This is a genomic window from Acinetobacter sp. CIP 101934, assembly GCF_000369585.1.
Classification (GTDB): domain Bacteria; phylum Pseudomonadota; class Gammaproteobacteria; order Pseudomonadales; family Moraxellaceae; genus Acinetobacter; species Acinetobacter schindleri.
This window is the reverse complement of record NZ_KB850094.1, coordinates 1506381-1525316: the sequence shown is the minus strand read 5'-3', so window position 1 is coordinate 1525316 and position 18936 is coordinate 1506381. Positions and strand designations below refer to the sequence as shown.

Here is an 18936-nt window from a genome sequence, read left to right as displayed (position 1 = left end):
TCAAAGTTAAGATGATGGTATGACAATTTTATATACTCCATAAACCCTTTAAATTAATTAGGTGGTTTATGTCGCACTTCAAGTTTTACTCTGCCCTGGATGATATTGTCAATCATGCCGGTGGCTCCAAGGCATCTATTTATAAATACTTTGGCAATAAAGAAGGCCTGTTTAAGTCGATTTGTGATTATCGCCGTACCCAGTTCTTTAAAGATATTTGTCTCCCCTTTTCTTTAAACAGTTCTAAAGACTTTAGAAGCTATTTGATTCAGACCTTGCTGAACTTCTACCAACATATCAAACAGCCGGAAAATGCCGCATTTATGCGGCTGGTGCTGGAACAAAGTGGACGCAATCTGGATATTGCTCGACATATTCATGAACAGGGGCCAAAACATATCCAGCACTCTATTGCTGAAGTTTTGTCACAGGCACATGCCAAAGGTCTGCTCAGCTGTCCAAATCCATTATTTTCTGCACAATTATATTTCGGTATTTTAAGAAATATGGAATGGCGCATTTTAATGGGTTTGCCAAGCGATGAAACTGATCAGGAAACTGTCGAATATGTGAATTATTGTGTCGATCGTTTCCTGGACGGTCATCAAAAAGTCTAGTTTTTTTGCAATTTCCTATTCATATAGTATATTAGCCGATTCCGTATTTTTTTAACTAACCAACAACTAATTGTTGAACCAGTTTTTCAGCAATTATTGTGGAGTAACGAATGGCTCTCCGTCACTTTCTGACTTTACGCGATCTATCGACTTTAGAACTTAACCAGATACTGCAACGCGCCATCGAGCTCAAGCGCAAACAGCATAACAATGAAGTTTTCCAACCGTTTGTTGGTAAAGTTATGGGAATGATTTTTGAGAAATCCAGTACCCGCACGCGTGTTTCGTTTGAAGCTGGCATGACCCAATTCGGCGGCAGCGCAATTTTCCTGTCTTCACGTGATACTCAATTGGGCCGTGGCGAACCTATCGAAGATTCTGCACGTGTTATTTCAAGCATGCTTGATGTAGTGATGATCCGTACTTTTGGTCATGACATCGTTGAACGTTTTGCTTCTTATTCAAAAGTACCCGTGATTAACGCTCTGACTGATGACCACCATCCTTGCCAGCTGCTTGCTGACATGCAGACTTACCTGGAACATCGTGGTCCAATCGAAGGTAAAACTGTGGCGTGGATCGGTGATGGCAACAATATGTGTAATTCATATATTGAAGCTGCGCATATGTGGGGCTTTAAGCTGAAAATTGCTGCGCCTAAAGGTTATGAGCCACAAGAAAAATTCCTGTCTGAATTTGCACACTGTGTAGAGCTGGTTGACTCAGCTGAAGATGCAGCAGTCAATGCTGACCTGATCGTGACTGACGTTTGGGCAAGTATGGGACAGGAAGAAGAACAGAAAATCCGTGAAAAAGCATTTGCTGATTATCAGGTCAATGAGCGCTTGATGGATCTGGCTCACCCCGACTGCCTGTTTATGCACTGTTTGCCAGCACACCGTGGCGAAGAAATTTCAGAAAATATGCTGGATCACAAAAATGCCGTGGTTTGGGATGAAGCTGAAAACCGTCTACATGCTCAGAAAGCATTGGTTGAATTTCTGATTAATGAAAATCTGAAAAAAGACTAAATTTTCTTTCAATAAAAAAGCACCGAATTTGGTGCTTTTTTATTGCTCAAAGATTAATGATCATCTTTTAAATATTTTGGTTCTTTCGGTAATTGCCAGCTACAGAAGAAACATATAATCAGCATTACAATGACATACACGAAGAAGGTATTTTCAATACCTGCTGATTTAAACTGTAATGCGACCGAAGGTGCTGAACCACCAAAGACGGCATTACCCACTGCATAAGAGAAACCTACTCCTAAAGCTCGTACATGTGGCGGGAACATTTCTGCTTTTACGATACCGCCAATCGAGGTATAGAGGCTCAGTAACATCATCAGGAAAATCAGCAATAATGCAACGATCACTGGGGTATCACTGAAGACCCGCATACCGACCGCCATGACCGGATAAATCGCAATCGCCATCAACCCACTAAACAGCAGCATACAGGTACGACGACCAATTCGATCCGATAAAGCACCAAAAAATGGCTGTGCAATCATCAATATAAAGATACAGGCCGTCATAATAAATCCGACAGTCTTTGGATCAATACCGATATTGGTTAAATAGGTTTTTGAATAAACCGTAATCACATAGAAGCTTAGTGAACCCGCTGAAGTATAGCCAACCACCAGCAAGAATGTTTTCCAATGGTTCTTGAACAATTCTTTAAGTGTACCTGAATCTTCCTTATCGCTATCTTCCGTAGATAGCGTTTCTTCAAGACGGCTACGTGCCAATAAAGAAACAATTGCCGCAATACCACCAATCACAAACGGGATACGCCAGCCACCATCAAGTAACTGTTGTTCGCTCATAAAGCCCAGGAAAATAACCCCGAGTAAACTTGCCAGCAACTGACCACCGGTCAAGGTCACATATTGGAAAGATGAGAAAAATCCACGCTGACCTTTTAAACCCAGCTCACTCATATAGGTCGCAACAGCGCCATATTCACCACCGACTGATAAGCCCTGTAACAGACGCACCAGCAGCAGCAAGAATGGTGCTGCCATACCCACCTGCTCATAAGTTGGTAAAGCTGCGAATAGGAATGAACTGATGGCCATTAAACAGATCGAAATGACCATGGATTTTTTACGGCCATGTTTATCGGCAATACGGCCAAATAGCCAGCTACCTATCGGACGCATAAAGAAGCTGGCAGCAAATACACCCCAGACATAAATTGCCTGAGTTGAACTGTCCATATTTGGTGCAGTGAGTGCCTTGGTAAAATAAACCGCAAATACAGCATAGATATAAAAATCGAACCATTCGACCAGGTTACCGGAGGCTGCCCCGACGATTCCTTTAATACGACTGTTTTTTTCCTGCTTGGAATAAGCTTGACTCAAAATATGACATCCTTATTTTTAAATCATTGAAGTTTCTTGTTTATAGGTCAATATTTTATGCCTTTAAACTTAGATATTTTTTTGCATGCACCCTACGTACTTACCGGTATGCTGCGTGGGGAGGTGTAAGACTATAAACCTAGATGAAATCCAACACAAAAAATAAAGTGTAATTATTAATAGATTTTTCACATAAAAAGTCTTTTAAACTTCAATGTTTAAGAATAAGTAAAAAGAAGGAATCTGAGGAAACAGATAAATTAACCATGGTGGAGTTGCGTACAGATCTTATTCATGCTCTTATAATCCGCAAAACACAGTAATAATTTGTGGCCTTACATGAAATATAAAATAAATCTATTCACTGCTTTAACCCTTGGCATTAGTTTTCTTAGTAGTCAGGTTTATGCTTCCGAATTTGATCAATACCTGCAACAGCAACAGATCATTGATTCAAAATTTAAAATCAAGAAAATAGCAGAACTGAATGAAATGCTGGCTGTATTAAGTGCGGAAGATTCTAAAACTTTGCCCCTGCAAATTGATCACAACACGATTATTGAACAACTGAAACTCACTGCTAATAAAACCGAATTAAAAGGTTTAATTATTACTCCAGACTTTGCCCAGTTTGAAAAAGATCTAGGTCCTAAGGAAGTGACTCAGCTTATCCGCAAAAACTTATTACAGAACTGCGGTATTTTCTTTGAGCACCGTTATCAGTTAGAAAATCCCTATAAAGTGATGCTAGAACTGAGTTCCACTACTCGATCTTATGACGTTGAAATATCGCAGAAGGACTGTAAAGGGAACTAAGTTTCTACAGGAAGTAAATCAACGGATTAAACCTTGGGGTTGCATGATAATAATCAGCGCCCCAAATATCACCACTGCACCACCAAGCAAATCCCATCGAGACAGGCTGATCTGATCCACAAAACGCAACCACATCAAAGCAGTAAAGATATAGATACCACCATAAGCTGCATAGATCCGGCCTGAAGCAGCGGGATGTAAAGTTAATAGCCAGACAAAAGCTGCCAAAGCCAGAGCTGTCGGAATCCATAACCAGTGACTACTTCCCTGATTCAAAATCAGATAGGGAAAATAACAGCCTAGAATTTCCATCACCGCCGTGACCAGGAACAGACAAAAAGTCGTAATAAGTTTAGTGAACTGAAATTCCATATCTTGTTAAATCTTTGCCAAACAATAAATCTTGATCAGATCATAGCAATAAAGAAATAAAATAACCCGTGCAAGCACGGGTTATTTTACGATGAGTAGAATTTAGGCTGGTTCAGCAGTCTGATCTTCAAACACTTCAAGTTTCAAGCCTACAGCTTTGCCATTTTTTTTCTTCACAGATACAGCAACATTACCGCCATTATCTGCCAGCTCACCAAACAGAATCATTTCTGCCAATGGTTTTTTCAGATGCTCCTGAATCAGACGCTGCATTGGACGAGCACCCATTAAACGGTCATAACCATTTTCAGCCATCCATTCACGTGCACTCTGATCCACTTCCAGAATAACTTTCTTCTCATCTAGCTGTGCCTGCAATTCGGTTAAGAACTTGTCGACTACATTTTCAATGATCGTACTTGGCAAGGCCTTGAACTGGATCACACCATCGAGACGGTTACGGAATTCAGGTGAGAATGCTTTTTTCATCGCTTCTTGGTTATCATTGCTGTTGTCTTGTTCCATGAAACCGATACTGACACGTGAAATGCTTTCGGCGCCAATATTGGTGGTCAGTACAAGCACCACATTACGGAAGTCTGACTTGCGACCGTTGTTATCGGTCAAGGAGCCATGATCCATAATTTGCAGCAACAGGTTAAATACATCCGGATGTGCCTTTTCGATTTCATCGAGTAGTAATACACAATGCGGATTCTTATGAATCGCATCGGTCAACAAACCACCTTGGTCAAAACCAACATAGCCTGGAGGTGCACCAATCAGACGGGATACCGCATGACGTTCCATATATTCAGACATATCGAAACGAACCAGCTCCACGCCCATCAGTTTCGCCAATTGCTTGGTGACTTCAGTTTTACCGACACCCGTTGGACCGGCAAAGACAAAACTACCGACTGGCTTATATGGAGATTTCAGGCCTGCCCGAGACAGCTTGATTGCGGAACCGAGTGCTTCAATGGCTTCATCCTGACCGAAGACCACACGTTTCAAATCACGCTCAAGATTTTCTAATACAGTCTTGTCATCTTTAGAAACTGTTTTTGGTGGAATACGGGCAATTTTCGACACGATGTCTTCGATATTTTCTACCGTAATCAGGCTGTCGTCTTGCTCGGCTTTTAAACGGCGTTGCGCACCCGCTTCATCGATCACATCAATGGCTTTATCTGGCAAGAAACGGTCATTAATAAACTTCGCTGATAGTTCTACCGCTGATACCAAAGCCTGATCTTCATATTGAACATGATGGAAATCTTCAAACTTAGATTTCAGACCACGTAAAATATCAATAGTTTCAGAGATGGAAGGCTCATTCACATCAATTTTCTGGAAACGACGTGATAAAGCATGATCTTTTTCAAAGACCTGACGGTATTCCTGGAATGTGGTTGAACCTATGCAACGCAATGAACCATTTGCCAGTGCTGGCTTAATCAGGTTCGAAGCATCCATGGTACTACCCATACTGGAACCTGCACCGATGATCATATGAATCTCATCAATGAACAGCACTGCATCCGGTTTTTTCTTCAAGGCATTGAGAAGTTGTTTCAGACGTTTTTCGAAGTCACCACGGTATTTGGTTCCTGCCACCAGTGCACCGATATCCAGACTATAGATTTCGGCATTTTCTAATGGTTTAGGTGCTTTACCATTGACAATCAGCCAAGCCAGACCTTCAGCAATCGATGTTTTACCCACACCCGGATCACCGACCAGCAACGGATTATTTTTACGACGGCGACAAAGAATTTGTGCAGCACGCTCAATTTCTTTTTCACGACCAATTAATGGATCAGTTTTACCTTTTTGCGCTTCGTGATTCAGGTTAGTGGTATAAAGATCTAGTGGACCTGAAGCATTCGATGATCCGGTTTCGCCGTCCAGTTCCTCAATTTCTTCTTCGTTCTGCACTTCTTCCTTGCGGGTTCCATGCGACAGATATTGAGTCAAGGTTAAACGGTTAATCTGATGACGTTTCAGCAGATACACTGCAAACGAATCACGTTCTGAGTACATCGCAACTAGAATGTCCGCACCTTCTACCGTACGGTCTCCACCACTTGACTGTACATGGAAAATGGCACGTTGCAGGATCCGGTCAAAACTTTCAGTCGGATGAGGTGCCTGATCGTTATTTTCGCCGAGTTTTGGAGTGTGTTGTTCTACGTATTCTTCAAGTTCTTTACGCAGTACAATAATGTCTGCACCGCATGCTTTAAGGGCATTCACGGCAGAATCGTTGTCGAGTAAAGCCAATAATAAATGTTCTACTGTCAGAAACTCATGTCTCTTTTGACGAGCCATGCTAACAGCCAAACGTAGTGATACTTCTAATTGACGACTGAGCATGCAACCCCCTTAATCTTTAGGCTCTATCTGGCAAAGTAAAGGATGACCTTGTGATCGAGCGTAATTATTGACCTGGTTCGCTTTCGTTTCCGCAATGTCTCTTGGATAGACGCCAGCAACACCTTTTCCTTCATAATGTACAGTTAGCATTACTTGCGTAGCTTGGTCAAGATTCATTGCAAAGTATTGTTGTAAAATTTCAATTACAAACTCCATGGGGGTGTAGTCGTCATTCATCAATACTACTGCATACATCGGTGGACGCTTCAACTCTGGCGGTGCTGTTTGTACTGCAATATCAGCATCTTCGTCATGAAAAGGGTCGTTTGCCAAGCGTGGGCTTATGTGCCAGTCAACCACACCGGACTGATTAAAAGAGTTCTTGATTTCACTTAAACAAATATGACGCTTGTTGCTAGGCATAAGATTTACATTTCGCACTTTAGTTTGCATTGGCTTCTGTCTGAGGAATCTCTGACAGGAATGCAGATTGATTTTCAATTGCCTCACCCTTACTCCAGCTAAAACGGCGGGTAACAGGCTTGCTTGTACCAGTCAGTCGAACTTCTATAAATTCTGGTACAAAACCTTTCGGCATTGTCCAACGACCAGTCAGACGTTCATAATTTTCGAAATTGAAGTTTTTATCTGCCAAAGGCACAACTAAAATTTCAGTTCCCCGAATCAGGCGCAATTCAACCGAACCGGAAACACGCCCTTTGCTTGGACTTACCTGAATCAAATCAAGCTGATATTCAAAGGCATTTTCAGGTAGAGGCTTTACTGCCAGATGCTGAACAGATAAAGGCATACCACCACGCTGACGCAGTACTTCACGATATAAGGTCGCCAGGCTTTCTGCCTGCGCATATTCATCACGGGTTTTATTCATCGCAAGATACAGGTCATTGGCATTACTTACGGCCAGATCACGTTCCTGCGTTGCTGTATTCAGGGTTTTATTCAGTGTTTCCAGACTGGCTTTCTGCTTTTGTACGACTTCAACCAGCTGTTCAGCATCCGCCTCAAAACCTACAACGGTCAGACCTTGACGATGACCTACCGAATAGCCAAGTAAACCACTACTCAGTACCAGAATTGCAGCACCTATCGCAAGTGGCGTGTTCCCTTTCAGAAATGGCATTTTCTTCTTATCATCTGTGGTCAGATCGTGAGGTTCATTATTCGGCATTGTCATCTCTTATATCTTTTTCAAGACACACATTTAAATCGAAATTCAAATGTGTGTGAAGTTGTAATACGTTTTTTATGGTAATAAAGCAATGTTTTGCAAGCCAGCATTTTCAGCAAAGCCAAACATCAGGTTCATATTCTGTACCGCCTGACCTGCTGCACCTTTCACCAGGTTATCTTGTGCTACCAGAATAACCAGTTTCGTTGGTTGAGGCTTGTACAGTGCAATACGGAGTTCATTGGCACCACGTACTGAACGGGTTTCTGGTGAACTGCCTGATGGCATGACATCAACGAACTGTTCATTGGCATAGAACTGTTCATAGAGTGCCTGCAAATCTGCTGTCTGGCCTGCTTCAGTCAAGTCAATGTAAATGGTTGACAGCATACCGCGAATCATTGGCACCAGATGCGGTACAAATAAAATATGGTCAAATACACCTTTTTGACCTGAGATATTTTCTAACGCTTCTACAATCTCAGGATGATGACGGTGACCTGCTACGCCATAAGCTTTAAAGTTATCTGCATTTTCAGAATAGATCATGCCTAGGCTGGCTTTACGGCCTGCACCTGAAACCCCTGATTTAGCATCAATAATAATACTTTCAGGTTTTACTAAGGCTTCCGCAGATTTTAATACTGGTGCAAGGCCCAGCTGCACGGTTGTTGGATAACAACCCGGGTTACCAATCACATTCGCCTGTTTGATCTTGTCACGATTCAGTTCAGACAAACCATATACAGAATCTTGTAATACAGATGGACAAGCATGTTGCATGCCATACCATTTTTCAAACTGTGCCAAATTCTGTAAACGGAAATCTGCGGCAAGGTCAATTACCTTGGTATTTGCAGCTAGCAGTTCTTCTGCATGTTTCATCGCAACGCCATGTGGTGTCGCAAAAAATACGACATCACAAGATTTTAATAAATCAAGGCTGAGATCAGAAAATTCAAGATCAGTATGACCACGCAGGCTTGGGAACATATCGTCTACACGGCGGCCTGCTTCGGTACGTGATGTCAGTGCTTTGACGCTAACGTTTGGATGTCGCAGTAATAGACGCAAAAGTTCAACGCCTGTATAACCTGTGCCACCCACAATACCCACTGAAATCACGATAATTACCTCTAACTAGATGTTTCCTTTATGCCAGGTAGTATGACAGGAAGTTCACGTTTTCTAAACTCTTTCACTGAGGAATGCTGATTTTTTATATATTTTGAAATGCATGTTTAAAGATAAGATTGAAACACCTTTATGTGTGTTTGGTCGTTACTGGAGTAGACCAACTATAATGACAAAGATAAATTACAAATAAGAAAGCAGGTAATGCCAAAAAGATAATGGCGTCTAGTCGAATCATAAATGGAATTAACCCTAAAATGGCCAATAGTGTTGCACTGGCTGAAAATTTTTTAGGTATTTGACGATGTTTAATCCATAAAATAGCCATATAAAATAGCATTCCCCACGCGAGCACTCCTGTCAGCATAAAAAATTTGACGGTTAAAGGATAATCCATGGGTAAACTTGGGAAAAAAATACTGTATAAAAATAGTCCGTAAAAAAACAGCGCAGGAAGCGAGACTATAAAAATTAAAATTGTGAGGATTAACCGCATCATGAGGAGTTCTAATTTATCGTTATCATTGGTTTTATATTATCGAATAAGCATATAAATACACAGTCAATGCTACATAGATGCTTCAAATCAATAAAGTCGCCGTGGCGACTTTATTGATGTAAGAATTAAATGGTGAAAAATCCATGTGTCCCATCTTTTTTAAGTTGATCGACTAAACCAAACTCCCAATCCAGATAGGCTTGCATTGCTTCATGTGAGTTATCCGTGCCTTCATATGGACGTTTATAACGATCAATTTGCGGTGAAAGTGCTTGTACATTGTCTACAGTTAACGGATAGCCTGCTTTTTCCCAAGCAACATTACCACCATCAAGTACATACACTTTTTTATGAAATGCTTTAATTTCTTCCGCAGTATAATGGGCCAAAACTGAACGACCGCATGCGAGAATTACAGCGTCTTTAGCCTGAAATTCAGCTTGTTGAATTCGTTCCACTGCTTCGGCCTTAAGTAGCCATGCAGCATCCGGCATATGCGCTTTCTTATACAGTGCAAAAGGCTGCACATCCCAAATCGCGATATTTTGAGTTGATTTTAATTTTTTCAATTGCTCTGGACTAATTAATTCAACAGTATCGACTATTGGCAGACTGGGTGTCCACGTACCACGTGTGGTTAATATTTCTGAAAAATCTGTTTCTAGCACACAAACCTCCCAGTTCATCTGCCCTAACCAAGATGCAGTCATGTAGGCACGAATCAGTTGATCATCAATGAGTACAATTTGTGCTCCACGGACTGCTGCGTTGTGATCTGTTTCTTGAACCAGTTGTCCACCTGCAACCCAACGCGAACCATCCAGATGACCTTGGATATATTCATCTTCATCACGAACATCAAATATATAGGTTGTACGTTGAGTTTCAGCTTGTAGTTTTTGAAGCTCCTCAAAAGATATGATTCGAACACGCGCTTTTTGTGCCAGCACTTTGGCATTTTTTAAAAGCTCCGGTTTTAGCTCTGTCTGCACCTCCTTAAATGATCGGGTTTGACCATGTTCCAAACTTTGACCCGCAAGGGTCCAACCAATTGTGCCATTTCGAAGTGCATAAACCGGATGTGGGATTTTGGCATTAAGCAATGATTGTGTGCCAATAATGCTACGGGTACGTCCTGCACAGTTCACAATAATGGTGGTATTTTCATTTTTCACCAGGTTTGGTGCACGGTAAACCAATTCAGCACCTGGCACGCTTCGACCCGATGGAATACTCATAATGTTATATTCATCAAAACGACGTGCATCTAAAATGACGATATTGTCGTTCGCATCAATTTTTTCTTGTACCTCTTCGGCACTCAGCGACGGCGTATGTTTATAGTGTTCAACCCATTCACCAAAGGCTTTGGTTGCAGAGTTCACATCGATAAATAATTCACCCCCATCACGTGCCCATGCCTGGGTACCTCTCTTCAATACATGGACCTGACGATATCCATAACGAAGTAATTTTTGATAAGCACGTTCTACTCGGCCATCTGCATCATCATAGAGTACAATTGTGGTGTCTAGACGTGGTATACGATTCAAAATTTCGACTTCTAAACGTGAAAGAGAAATATTAGTGCTAAATAAGGGATGAGCTTGTGCATAGATATGTTCTTCACGTAAATCGACAATGGCGATTTCTTCACGTGCAAGTAGTTTTGCTCGAATCTGGGCATAATTCAGTTCTGGAATCTGGTACATAGAAAATCTCGTAGCTTTGCTTAGGCTATTTATAGAACAGGAAAAGCCCCGATAAATATCGAGGCTCTGGGGCATTATTGAGTGTTATAGAGATCAGATGTTTTGGCATCAATCGTATTGGGAATCAGCTTTTCATTGAAGAATGCATCTGAAATTTTTTGCTGCTCCGGCATATCTTCAATAGTTACGGATTTCACGTTATAACTTCGGTTAGCATTGGCTTTTAATACCACTTCCTGAGGTAAGTTACCCCATAATGGTGCCAGGATTTTTGCCGCTTCATTCGGATTGGTTTTTACCCAAGCTGCTTTTTCTTTTAAGGTATCAATCACATCATTCAAGATTGCAGGATTTTCCTGAGCAAATTTATGACCAGTTAAGTAGTAACGTGTATAACTTGCTAACCCTTCACCTGAAGCGAGGACTTTTGCATTTTGTACAACTGTACCACTTGAAACATATGGCTCCCAAGTCACCCAGGCATCTACACCACCATGTTCAAATGCTGCACGGCCATCTGCCGGGCTGAGCCATGCTGGAGTAATATCTGTAAAACTTAAATCTGCCTGATTGAGTGCTGCAATTAACAAGTAATGACTACCCGCAGCTTTGGTTACTGCAATCTTTTTGCCTTTCAAATCCGCAACAGTTTTGATACTGGAATTTTGTGGAATCAAAATTGCCTGTGCATTTGGAGATGCAGTTTCTTTGGCATAATAAGTCAGATTCGCTTTGGCTGCCTGGGCAAATACGGGAACTGTATCTGCCACATCCGCAGTCACATCAACACTGCCCACATTAAGTGCTTCAGCCAAAGGCTGACCGCTGGTAAATTCATGCCAACTGACTTTGACATTCTTTTCTGCCAGTTTCTTTTCAAGCTCACCCGTTTCTTTTAACAAGGTCATGAGTGTAGAAGAACGCTGGTAACCAATACGCACTGTGTCTGCCGTATAAGCCGTTTTTTCGACTTTTTCTTTTGGTGCTTCTGCCTTATTACATGCAGTTAAAAGCACACTAAAGATTAGCGTGAAAATAAATAATAACCTGGATTGAACCATCCTCATCTACCCCATATGCTAGAAAATACGTTTCTTTGTTTTATGCCGAAAGCAGCTCAGAAACTTTTAATTTTTCAGCATTCTAGAAAAGCAGGTTCTGAATTAAAAATAATCTATTTTCATAAGTGCAGCAGAAATTATTCGAACTCGTTTTTATATAAATTTATGATTTAAATATTATTTTTAAACTATTCCTTATTAAATGATTCTTGCATTAATTCTGACTGACCCACCACCATGGCATAAGGGTATTTTTCAGAATTTTGCGATGGTTTGAATAAGCTGGATCATGTTTCGCCACTTCAGTCCAGAAACGCGGGCTATGATCAAAATGCCGGGTATGTGCCAGTTCATGCACGCAGAGATAACGGACGATATTTTCAGGAAACAGAATAATACCGCTATTCAGCATAATGTCATGTCTGGCAGAACAGCTGCCCCAACGGGTTTTCGGCTGGCGGATATTACAGACATTGAAAGATAATCCTGTTTCCAGACTAACCTGTTCAAGATAAATCGGTAACTGTTGTTTGGCATAGGCAATTACAAAAGCTTTTAAGTAGCTTTCAGGATTTCGATCACTGATATAGAGCATATAGTTTGCATAATCCAGAATAAAATTATGCTTCTGGGCCTGGTATTGAACTGATATTGGCTGATTCAGATTAAATAGCTGCAAGCTAGCAGGTAAACTACGATCAACACTTTGTATTTTTTCCTGCTGGGATTGCCAGGTTTTGAGTAACCAGCTTTCGGCATCATTAATAAAATTCTGGATTTGTTTTTTTGTGCAAAATACGGGTGCAGTCAGGCGAATTTGAGTACCATCCACACGAAGCTTTAAACGTGTTGAGCGAATATTTCGGACAATTTGAATTTCAGGTAGGTCGTTTAAGGTCATTTTTATTCTTTTTTAATCTCCCCAAACCCCTCTTTTTCAAAGAGAGGCTTTCAAAAGTCTCCCTTCTTGCACTTGTTTTAAAAGCAGTGCTTTAAAACTTCGCTCAGAAAGATTTAGAGGGATTTTTTCTAGAAAGTTTAATTAAACCGCAGTACGCTCTTCAATACCGTTATCAGTAGCAACCACAGCAATATCAGCTTTATTTAAGGCAAAGATACCGTTACAAACAACACCTGGAATGTCATTCAAAGTTTTTTCTAACTCTAATGCATTCAAAATGTTTAAGTTATAAACATCCAAAATTACATTACCGTTATCAGTGATTACGCCTTCACGGTATGCAGGGTCCCCCCCTAAAGCAACAATTTTACGTGCGACTGCAGAACGTGCCATTGGAATCACTTCTACAGGAAGCGGAAATTCACGACCTAACTGTTCCACCCACTTAGAATCATCGACGATACAAACGAATTTTTTCGCAATAGATGCAACAATTTTTTCACGTGTCAGCGCAGCACCGCCACCTTTGATCATGTGCATATGGCGGTCGATTTCATCCGCACCATCTACATAGGCATCCAGACCGCCTACGCTATTCATATCGACAACTTCAATGCCTAATTTTTTAAGACGTTGTGCAGTGGCCTCAGAACTTGCAACTGCTGCTTCCAATTGAAGCTCAGGCAAAAGTTCGATTAAGAAGTTGACAGTACTTCCAGTACCGACGCCTAAAATGCCCCCTTTTGGTAAGTGCTTTAACGCAGCTTTTGCTGCAGCTTGCTTTTTCTCATCTTGGGTTGCATATAGACTCATGACATCACTCAACTATTTTGGACTTTCGCAGTATTTTTAAACCGCAAAGCCGCGTGGTTTGTTACAATAAGTGCTTATTTTAAACTGTTAGATGGAAAATTAACATGCTGTCTCGTTTGGTTCGACAAATTTTACAAGCAACTGTATACGATGTTGCAATCGAAACCCCACTCGAAGCAGCGCCACGAATTAGCGAACGCTTAAATAATAACATTCGCTTTAAACGTGAAGATTTACAACCGGTTTTTTCATTCAAACTACGCGGTGCCTATAACCGTATTAGTCAATTACCGAAATCACAACTCGAACGTGGCGTTATCACAGCTTCAGCAGGCAACCATGCCCAAGGCGTGGCGCTGTCAGGGAAAAAGCTGGGGATTCGCGCGATTATCGTGATGCCAAAAACTACGCCTGATATCAAGGTTCAAGCGGTAAAACGCTTAGGTGGCGAAGTCGTATTGCACGGTGATTCATTTGATGTTGCCAATAAATATGCGATTCAACGTGCCGAAGAAGATGGCATGACCTTTATTCCACCTTATGACGATGAACTGGTGATGGCCGGTCAAGGTACCATTGCCAATGAAATTTTGCGTCAATGGCGTGATGTGGAATATGTCTTCGTTGCTGTTGGTGGTGGTGGCCTGATTGCCGGTGTTGCAGCGTACTTGGGAGATGTTGCTCCGCATGTCAAAGTTATTCCTGTGGAATATGATGAATCCGCGTGCTTAAAAGCGGCCTTAGAAGCCAATGAACGTGTGATTCTTCCATCTGTCGGTTTATTTGCCGATGGTACTGCGGTGGCACAAATTGGTGAAAAACCATTTGAGGTCATCCGTCTGCAAAAATCAGATAATTCTGGTCCAATTGTTGAACCTGATGTGGTACTGGTCAATACCGATGAAGTCTGTGCAGCAATTAAAGATACCTATGACGAATGCCGTAGTATTGTAGAACCATCTGGTGCAATGGCGTTGGCAGGGATTAAAAAATACGTCGCTGAACACGGCATTCAAGGCAAAAATATCGTGTCCATTGTTTGTGGTGCCAACATGAACTTTGACCGTTTACGCTATATCGCGGAACGTACTGAACTCGGTGAGCGTAAAGAAGCAATCTTTGCCGTGACCATTCCTGAACAGAAAGGCGCTTTCCTGAGTTTCTGTCGTGCCCTGCAAGGCCGTAACATCACCGAGTTTAACTACCGTGCCAGCGATGCAACCGCAGCTCAGGTCTTCGTGGGTATTAGCCTGAAAAATGGCGAAAAAGAACGTCAGGAAATTTATGAAAACCTGAAATTCCAGTATGACGTTGATGATCTGTCTGACGACGAAGTAGCAAAACTGCACATCCGTTATCTGATTGGTGGTCACGCAGACATTGAAAATGAACGTCTGTTCCGTGTCGAATTCCCGGAGCGTCCAGGTGCGTTATTGACTTTCCTTGAACGTCTAGGCCCAACTCATAACATCACCCTGTTCCACTACCGCAACCACGGCGCAGCTGAAGGTCGTGTACTGGTCGGTTTGGAAGCGGAAGATGCAAAACAGAATCCAGACGGTTTGATCGAAACCCTGGAGAGTATCACCTATCCATATGACGAGATTACCAATAACCTGGGTTATCAACGCTTCCTGAAATAATGTCAGATTCTGATATCCAAACAATCAAAACCGTCTTTCGAGGCGGTTTTTTGATATAAGCGAATGAGGCGGTTTTTTGATATAAGCGAATAAGAACTCAGGTCTTTGATAATATTTATGTAAAGCAAATAGCTGAAATATTAATTAAGCACTAAGATAAACACGTAAATTAATAGAAAGCGCATGTATAAGCGCAGCAACTTTAGGAAAAATACATGGCACTGTTTGCTGTGATCGGTTTAGGAAGTTTCGGTGCCACTGTTGCCACACAACTGATGTCACTCAAACATGAAGTAATTGGCATCGACCTGAATAAAAAATATGTTGAAAGCATTTCAGATGAACTCACCCATGCCGTGATTGCAGATGCCACGGATGAACATGTGCTGGACGAACTAAATGTTCAGAACTGTGAAGCGGTGGTGGTGGCGATTGGTGAAGATATTGAAGCCAGTATTCTCTGCGTCCTACACCTCAAGAATATGGGGGTTAAAAAAATCTGGGCCAAATCCAAGTCCAAAGCTCACCATATGATCCTGACCCATCTTGGGGTGGATAAGATTATTCATCCCGAGGAAGATATGGGCGTTCGGATCGCGCAATCCTTAAGTTATCCGATGGTCAGCCGCTATATGGCGCTTGAGGATAATCGTTATCTGGTCAAAATTGAGATTCATACCGAACAAAGTGGTATCAAACTCAATCAGCTGATGGATCATGCATCAGAAATTAAAACCATTCTGCACAAGCGTGGCCCCGTGGTTCAATATATCCTCGACCCGCATCTTATTCTTAAAGAAGGTGATATTCTGCTTGTTGAGGGCTTGCTGGAACCTTTACGTCGCCTGTCCAAACATTTTAAAAATCTATGAAAATAACTGCTCATAAAAACCGGACTATTAACCTCAGTCCACCCAGCATTATCGCATTGGGATTTCTGGCATTGATTCTGGTTGGTTCAATCTTGTTAATACTGCCAGTTTCTCATCATGGTGATGTCACTTGGTTTCAGGCTGTTTTTACTGCAACTTCTGCGGTGACCATTACCGGTTTGTCTGTGGTCAATGTCGGAGAAGCTTATACGGTCTTCGGCAAGATCGTAATCATGATTCTCCTGCAATGTGGCGGACTCGGCTTTATGACCTTTGCCATTCTGGCTGCCATGAGTCTGGCGCCTAAAATGGGACTAAGGCAACAGGTCATGGCTCAGGAGTCCATCGGTCAGACCAGCCTGAAAAAGATCAGTACTACCATTAAAGGTGTGTTTCTATATTCGCTGTTCTTTGAAGCAATTGGCACAGTAATTCTGACTATTGCCTGGCTGCAGGACTATAACTTTGCCCAGGCTTTTTTCTACGCTTCCTTTTATAGTATTTCTGCCTTTAACAATGGTGGCTTTTCCCTGTTCCCGAATAGTCTAATGAGCTTTGCCGATCAGTATCTTATTACCTTCACCATTAGCATGCTGTATATCATTGGCGGCATTGGCTTTCTGGTGTTGATGGATGTACGACAGCATAAACGCTGGCGCAAACTGAGTACCAATAGTAAGCTGATTTTGAGTACCATTGCTGCACTGAATCTTTCTGCCTTTATCCTGATCTGGATTCTGGAAGCTTCTAATCCTCAAACACTGGCATTGATGAGTATGGGCGATCAGGCGGTCAATGCCTGGTTCCATGCCACAGTACCGCGTTCTTCAGGTTTTAACAGCCTGCCGATGGATCAGCTGACCAATGCATCCACCTTAGTTACCATGTTCCTGATGTTTATTGGTGGTGGTTCTTTAAGTACCGCAGGTGGCATTAAGGTCGGAACTTTTATCATTGTAGTGATTAGTGTAATTAGCTTCCTACGGCGTGAAGATGAAATTCGTTTATTCAAGCATTCGATTCCAGAGAAAACCACCTTTAAAGCATTGGCAGTGGTCTGTATTACTGCTCTCCTGATTGCAACCGGATTTATGAGTCTGCTTATTCTGGAGCCAGATCAGGACTTTCTGGATCTGCTGTTTGAAACGGTTTCTGCCGCATGTACAGTTGGGTTGTCTCGTGGCATCACTTCTGAATTACAGCCAGCCAGTCTATTGATTCTGATGCTGTTAATGTTTGCAGGTCGTTTAGGCCCTTTGACCTTGGCCTATTTTATTGCCACACCGAAAAAGAGCCGCCTTAAACATCCACCTTCAGAAATTCAGGTTGGGTAATTTCGATATAAAACAAAAAATCCATGTCAGCACGTGGATTTTTTGATGATAATGCTTGTTAGAACCAGTTCATCAACGAAACACCCAAGCCGACATACGTCGCCTTATGGTTATAGTCGATCAGGCTTTCACCGTAGCCATCAAACAGCTGAAAATGTCCACGCAGACGACCACTGATCGGGAATGACCAGTCAAATTGCGCTGCACCACGACTGTCATCACCGCCTTTTAAGGTATGACGCAACATAAGTGAAAAGTCATGATCTTTCCAACGATAAAATGCAGTCAAATCGCCACGACCGACATAGTCTACGATATCCGGATTGTTATCATCTGGCAGGTCTTCTTCAAAACGATACCAAGGACGTAGCATCAGGGCAAAGTTATTACGCTCAAAGCCCAGATTCAGCATCACCCGGTTCCAGCTACGTGATAGTGGATCGGAACGGCCATTGGACTGATGATTAATGGTCAGACCTAGCATACGCCAGTCCAGACCAAATAAATCGTAATTGGTTCGGAATACAATACTGGCTTCTGGTTCATAATTGGTTTCACGGAATGGACGTGATTCTTCAGAGTTATATACTTGCCAGCGTGAAGACTGGGTATACGCCAGCCAGATATCACCATTATTACCAAAAATATTTTCTACTGCTTTGGTTTTTAGTGAAAGCTGAAACTTGGCTTCCATGGATTTCAGGTTCTGATCTTCTGTTACCGTATTACGTTCATTCGGACTTTCAGGAAACTCATTTTTCTCGGAGGTCCAAAATCCTGGCAATACATACACCGGCTGATAAGAACGGATATTCCAAGTACCCAGTTTACTTTCCGGTGAAAGTTCCCAACGGCTGTCCAATAAAGACAGGTTCGGTTTCAGTGGCGAGCCTTCACTGACCGTTACCGTAGAAACAGTTTTATCAATTCTAGCTTTCAGGTTATCGGGTTCAGGCGCAAGTTCAGCAGCTGCGCGACGTTCAGATACCAGTACCACTCTTTCAGCTTCTGGTACTTTGAACAAAGCATCATAACACGCTAGACGTTCTGCACTGGTTTCTACCGCGGCACAGGCCTCAGCCGTTGCTGGCATCGGACTGCTGGGGATAGTCGTTTGATTTTCTTCTGCATACCCCTGCGCCCCACCCATACAGCCCAGCAAAATGCTCAGCTGCAAAGTTGGGCGCTTAAACGAATTAAGCGCCATTCAATTT

At 42.1% G+C, this 18936-nt stretch carries 18 protein-coding genes; 6 read left to right on the top strand and 12 right to left on the bottom strand.

Going from position 1 to position 18936, the window contains the following annotated elements; all coding sequences use genetic code 11:
• Positions 1–68: 68 nt before the first annotated feature.
• Positions 69–617, top strand: coding sequence for a TetR/AcrR family transcriptional regulator (locus tag F899_RS07590; protein ID WP_004812791.1), 549 nt, complete (start codon positions 69–71; stop codon positions 615–617).
• A 110-nt stretch (positions 618–727) separates the two neighbouring features.
• A complete protein-coding gene (gene argF / locus F899_RS07585) occupies positions 728–1648 on the top strand; it encodes an ornithine carbamoyltransferase (protein WP_004812788.1) in 921 nt (306 codons plus the stop codon).
• A 53-nt stretch (positions 1649–1701) separates the two neighbouring features.
• Here the strand turns inward: argF and F899_RS07580 are convergent, their stop codons facing one another.
• Positions 1702–2994 carry an MFS transporter gene (locus F899_RS07580; protein ID WP_004812786.1) on the bottom strand — a complete coding sequence of 431 codons (1293 nt, stop codon included), beginning with the start codon at positions 2992–2994 and terminating at the stop codon, positions 1702–1704.
• A gap of 339 nt (positions 2995–3333) precedes the next feature.
• Between F899_RS07580 and F899_RS07575 the strand changes: the two genes are divergently transcribed.
• A complete protein-coding gene (locus F899_RS07575) occupies positions 3334–3810 on the top strand; it encodes a hypothetical protein (RefSeq protein ID WP_005221845.1) in 477 nt (158 codons plus the stop codon).
• An 18-nt stretch (positions 3811–3828) separates the two neighbouring features.
• On the opposite strand, the gene F899_RS07570 is transcribed toward F899_RS07575, so the two are convergent.
• The 10 genes from F899_RS07570 to rpiA all read right to left on the bottom strand — a co-directional run bounded on the left by F899_RS07570 (position 3829) and on the right by rpiA (position 13873).
• A complete protein-coding gene (locus F899_RS07570) occupies positions 3829–4182 on the bottom strand; it encodes a YnfA family protein (protein WP_005221839.1) in 354 nt (117 codons plus the stop codon).
• A 102-nt stretch (positions 4183–4284) separates the two neighbouring features.
• Positions 4285–6561: an ATP-dependent Clp protease ATP-binding subunit ClpA gene (gene clpA, locus F899_RS07565; RefSeq protein WP_005221837.1), complete on the bottom strand. Its 2277-nt coding sequence runs from the start codon at positions 6559–6561 to the stop codon at positions 4285–4287.
• Positions 6562–6570: 9 nt separating this feature from the next.
• Complete coding sequence (gene clpS / locus F899_RS07560) at positions 6571–6984, bottom strand: ATP-dependent Clp protease adapter ClpS (protein WP_008304704.1); 414 nt, start codon at positions 6982–6984, stop codon at positions 6571–6573.
• A gap of 19 nt (positions 6985–7003) precedes the next feature.
• Positions 7004–7753: a DUF6776 family protein gene (locus F899_RS07555; RefSeq protein WP_005221834.1), complete on the bottom strand. Its 750-nt coding sequence runs from the start codon at positions 7751–7753 to the stop codon at positions 7004–7006.
• Between the two features lie 75 nt (positions 7754–7828).
• The gene (gene argC, locus F899_RS07550) at positions 7829–8884 is read right to left on the bottom strand and encodes an N-acetyl-gamma-glutamyl-phosphate reductase (protein ID WP_171063877.1); all 1056 of its coding nucleotides are present in this window, start codon (positions 8882–8884) and stop codon (positions 7829–7831) included.
• Between the two features lie 133 nt (positions 8885–9017).
• Positions 9018–9215, bottom strand: a complete 198-nt coding sequence (locus F899_RS07545) for a hypothetical protein (RefSeq protein ID WP_227590964.1) — start codon at positions 9213–9215, stop codon at positions 9018–9020.
• 296 nt (positions 9216–9511) lie between these two features.
• The gene (locus F899_RS07540; protein WP_005221827.1) at positions 9512–11098 is read right to left on the bottom strand and encodes a rhodanese-like domain-containing protein; all 1587 of its coding nucleotides are present in this window, start codon (positions 11096–11098) and stop codon (positions 9512–9514) included.
• Between the two features lie 74 nt (positions 11099–11172).
• Entirely contained in the window at positions 11173–12165 is a 993-nt protein-coding gene (locus tag F899_RS07535; protein WP_228127792.1) for an aliphatic sulfonate ABC transporter substrate-binding protein, read from the bottom strand.
• Positions 12166–12373: 208 nt separating this feature from the next.
• Positions 12374–13060, bottom strand: coding sequence for a YgjP family zinc-dependent metalloprotease (locus tag F899_RS07530; RefSeq protein WP_005221823.1), 687 nt, complete (start codon positions 13058–13060; stop codon positions 12374–12376).
• Between the two features lie 141 nt (positions 13061–13201).
• Entirely contained in the window at positions 13202–13873 is a 672-nt protein-coding gene (gene rpiA, locus F899_RS07525; protein WP_005221821.1) for a ribose-5-phosphate isomerase RpiA, read from the bottom strand.
• Positions 13874–13977: 104 nt separating this feature from the next.
• Here rpiA and ilvA point away from each other — a divergent pair, with 104 nt between their 5' ends.
• The 3 genes from ilvA (at position 13978) to F899_RS07510 (ending at position 17722) form a co-directional block, all read left to right on the top strand.
• On the top strand, positions 13978–15516 hold the full coding sequence (gene ilvA, locus F899_RS07520; protein WP_004812768.1) for a threonine ammonia-lyase, biosynthetic: 1539 nt from the start codon (positions 13978–13980) through the stop codon (positions 15514–15516).
• A gap of 215 nt (positions 15517–15731) precedes the next feature.
• Positions 15732–16388 (top strand): potassium channel family protein, encoded by a 657-nt coding sequence (locus F899_RS07515; RefSeq protein ID WP_004812766.1) that lies wholly within the window; start codon positions 15732–15734, stop codon positions 16386–16388.
• Entirely contained in the window at positions 16385–17722 is a 1338-nt protein-coding gene (locus F899_RS07510; RefSeq protein WP_004894527.1) for a TrkH family potassium uptake protein, read from the top strand. Before F899_RS07515 ends, F899_RS07510 begins: the two co-directional genes overlap by 4 nt.
• A gap of 58 nt (positions 17723–17780) precedes the next feature.
• Here F899_RS07510 and F899_RS07505 read toward each other — a convergent pair whose 3' ends face one another.
• Positions 17781–18929: a phospholipase A gene (locus F899_RS07505; protein WP_005221819.1), complete on the bottom strand. Its 1149-nt coding sequence runs from the start codon at positions 18927–18929 to the stop codon at positions 17781–17783.
• Positions 18930–18936: the final 7 nt, after the last annotated feature.

Excerpts from the sequence above, each read along its gene's own strand:
- F899_RS07590 (WP_004812791.1), top strand. The coding sequence starts at position 69 with ATGTCGCACTTCAAGTTTTACTCTGCCCTGGATGATATTGTCAATCAT.
- argF (WP_004812788.1), top strand. The coding sequence starts at position 728 with ATGGCTCTCCGTCACTTTCTGACTTTACGCGATCTATCGACTTTAGAA.
- F899_RS07575 (WP_005221845.1), top strand. The coding sequence starts at position 3,334 with ATGAAATATAAAATAAATCTATTCACTGCTTTAACCCTTGGCATTAGT.
- F899_RS07570 (WP_005221839.1), bottom strand. The coding sequence starts at position 4,182 with ATGGAATTTCAGTTCACTAAACTTATTACGACTTTTTGTCTGTTCCTG.
- clpA (WP_005221837.1), bottom strand. The coding sequence starts at position 6,561 with ATGCTCAGTCGTCAATTAGAAGTATCACTACGTTTGGCTGTTAGCATG.
- clpS (WP_008304704.1), bottom strand. The coding sequence starts at position 6,984 with ATGCCTAGCAACAAGCGTCATATTTGTTTAAGTGAAATCAAGAACTCT.
- F899_RS07555 (WP_005221834.1), bottom strand. The coding sequence starts at position 7,753 with ATGCCGAATAATGAACCTCACGATCTGACCACAGATGATAAGAAGAAA.
- F899_RS07545 (WP_227590964.1), bottom strand. The coding sequence starts at position 9,215 with ATGGCTATTTTATGGATTAAACATCGTCAAATACCTAAAAAATTTTCA.
- F899_RS07540 (WP_005221827.1), bottom strand. The coding sequence starts at position 11,098 with ATGTACCAGATTCCAGAACTGAATTATGCCCAGATTCGAGCAAAACTA.
- F899_RS07535 (WP_228127792.1), bottom strand. The coding sequence starts at position 12,165 with ATGAGGATGGTTCAATCCAGGTTATTATTTATTTTCACGCTAATCTTT.
- F899_RS07530 (WP_005221823.1), bottom strand. The coding sequence starts at position 13,060 with ATGACCTTAAACGACCTACCTGAAATTCAAATTGTCCGAAATATTCGC.
- rpiA (WP_005221821.1), bottom strand. The coding sequence starts at position 13,873 with ATGAGTCTATATGCAACCCAAGATGAGAAAAAGCAAGCTGCAGCAAAA.
- ilvA (WP_004812768.1), top strand. The coding sequence starts at position 13,978 with ATGCTGTCTCGTTTGGTTCGACAAATTTTACAAGCAACTGTATACGAT.
- F899_RS07515 (WP_004812766.1), top strand. The coding sequence starts at position 15,732 with ATGGCACTGTTTGCTGTGATCGGTTTAGGAAGTTTCGGTGCCACTGTT.
- F899_RS07510 (WP_004894527.1), top strand. The coding sequence starts at position 16,385 with ATGAAAATAACTGCTCATAAAAACCGGACTATTAACCTCAGTCCACCC.
- F899_RS07505 (WP_005221819.1), bottom strand. The coding sequence starts at position 18,929 with ATGGCGCTTAATTCGTTTAAGCGCCCAACTTTGCAGCTGAGCATTTTG.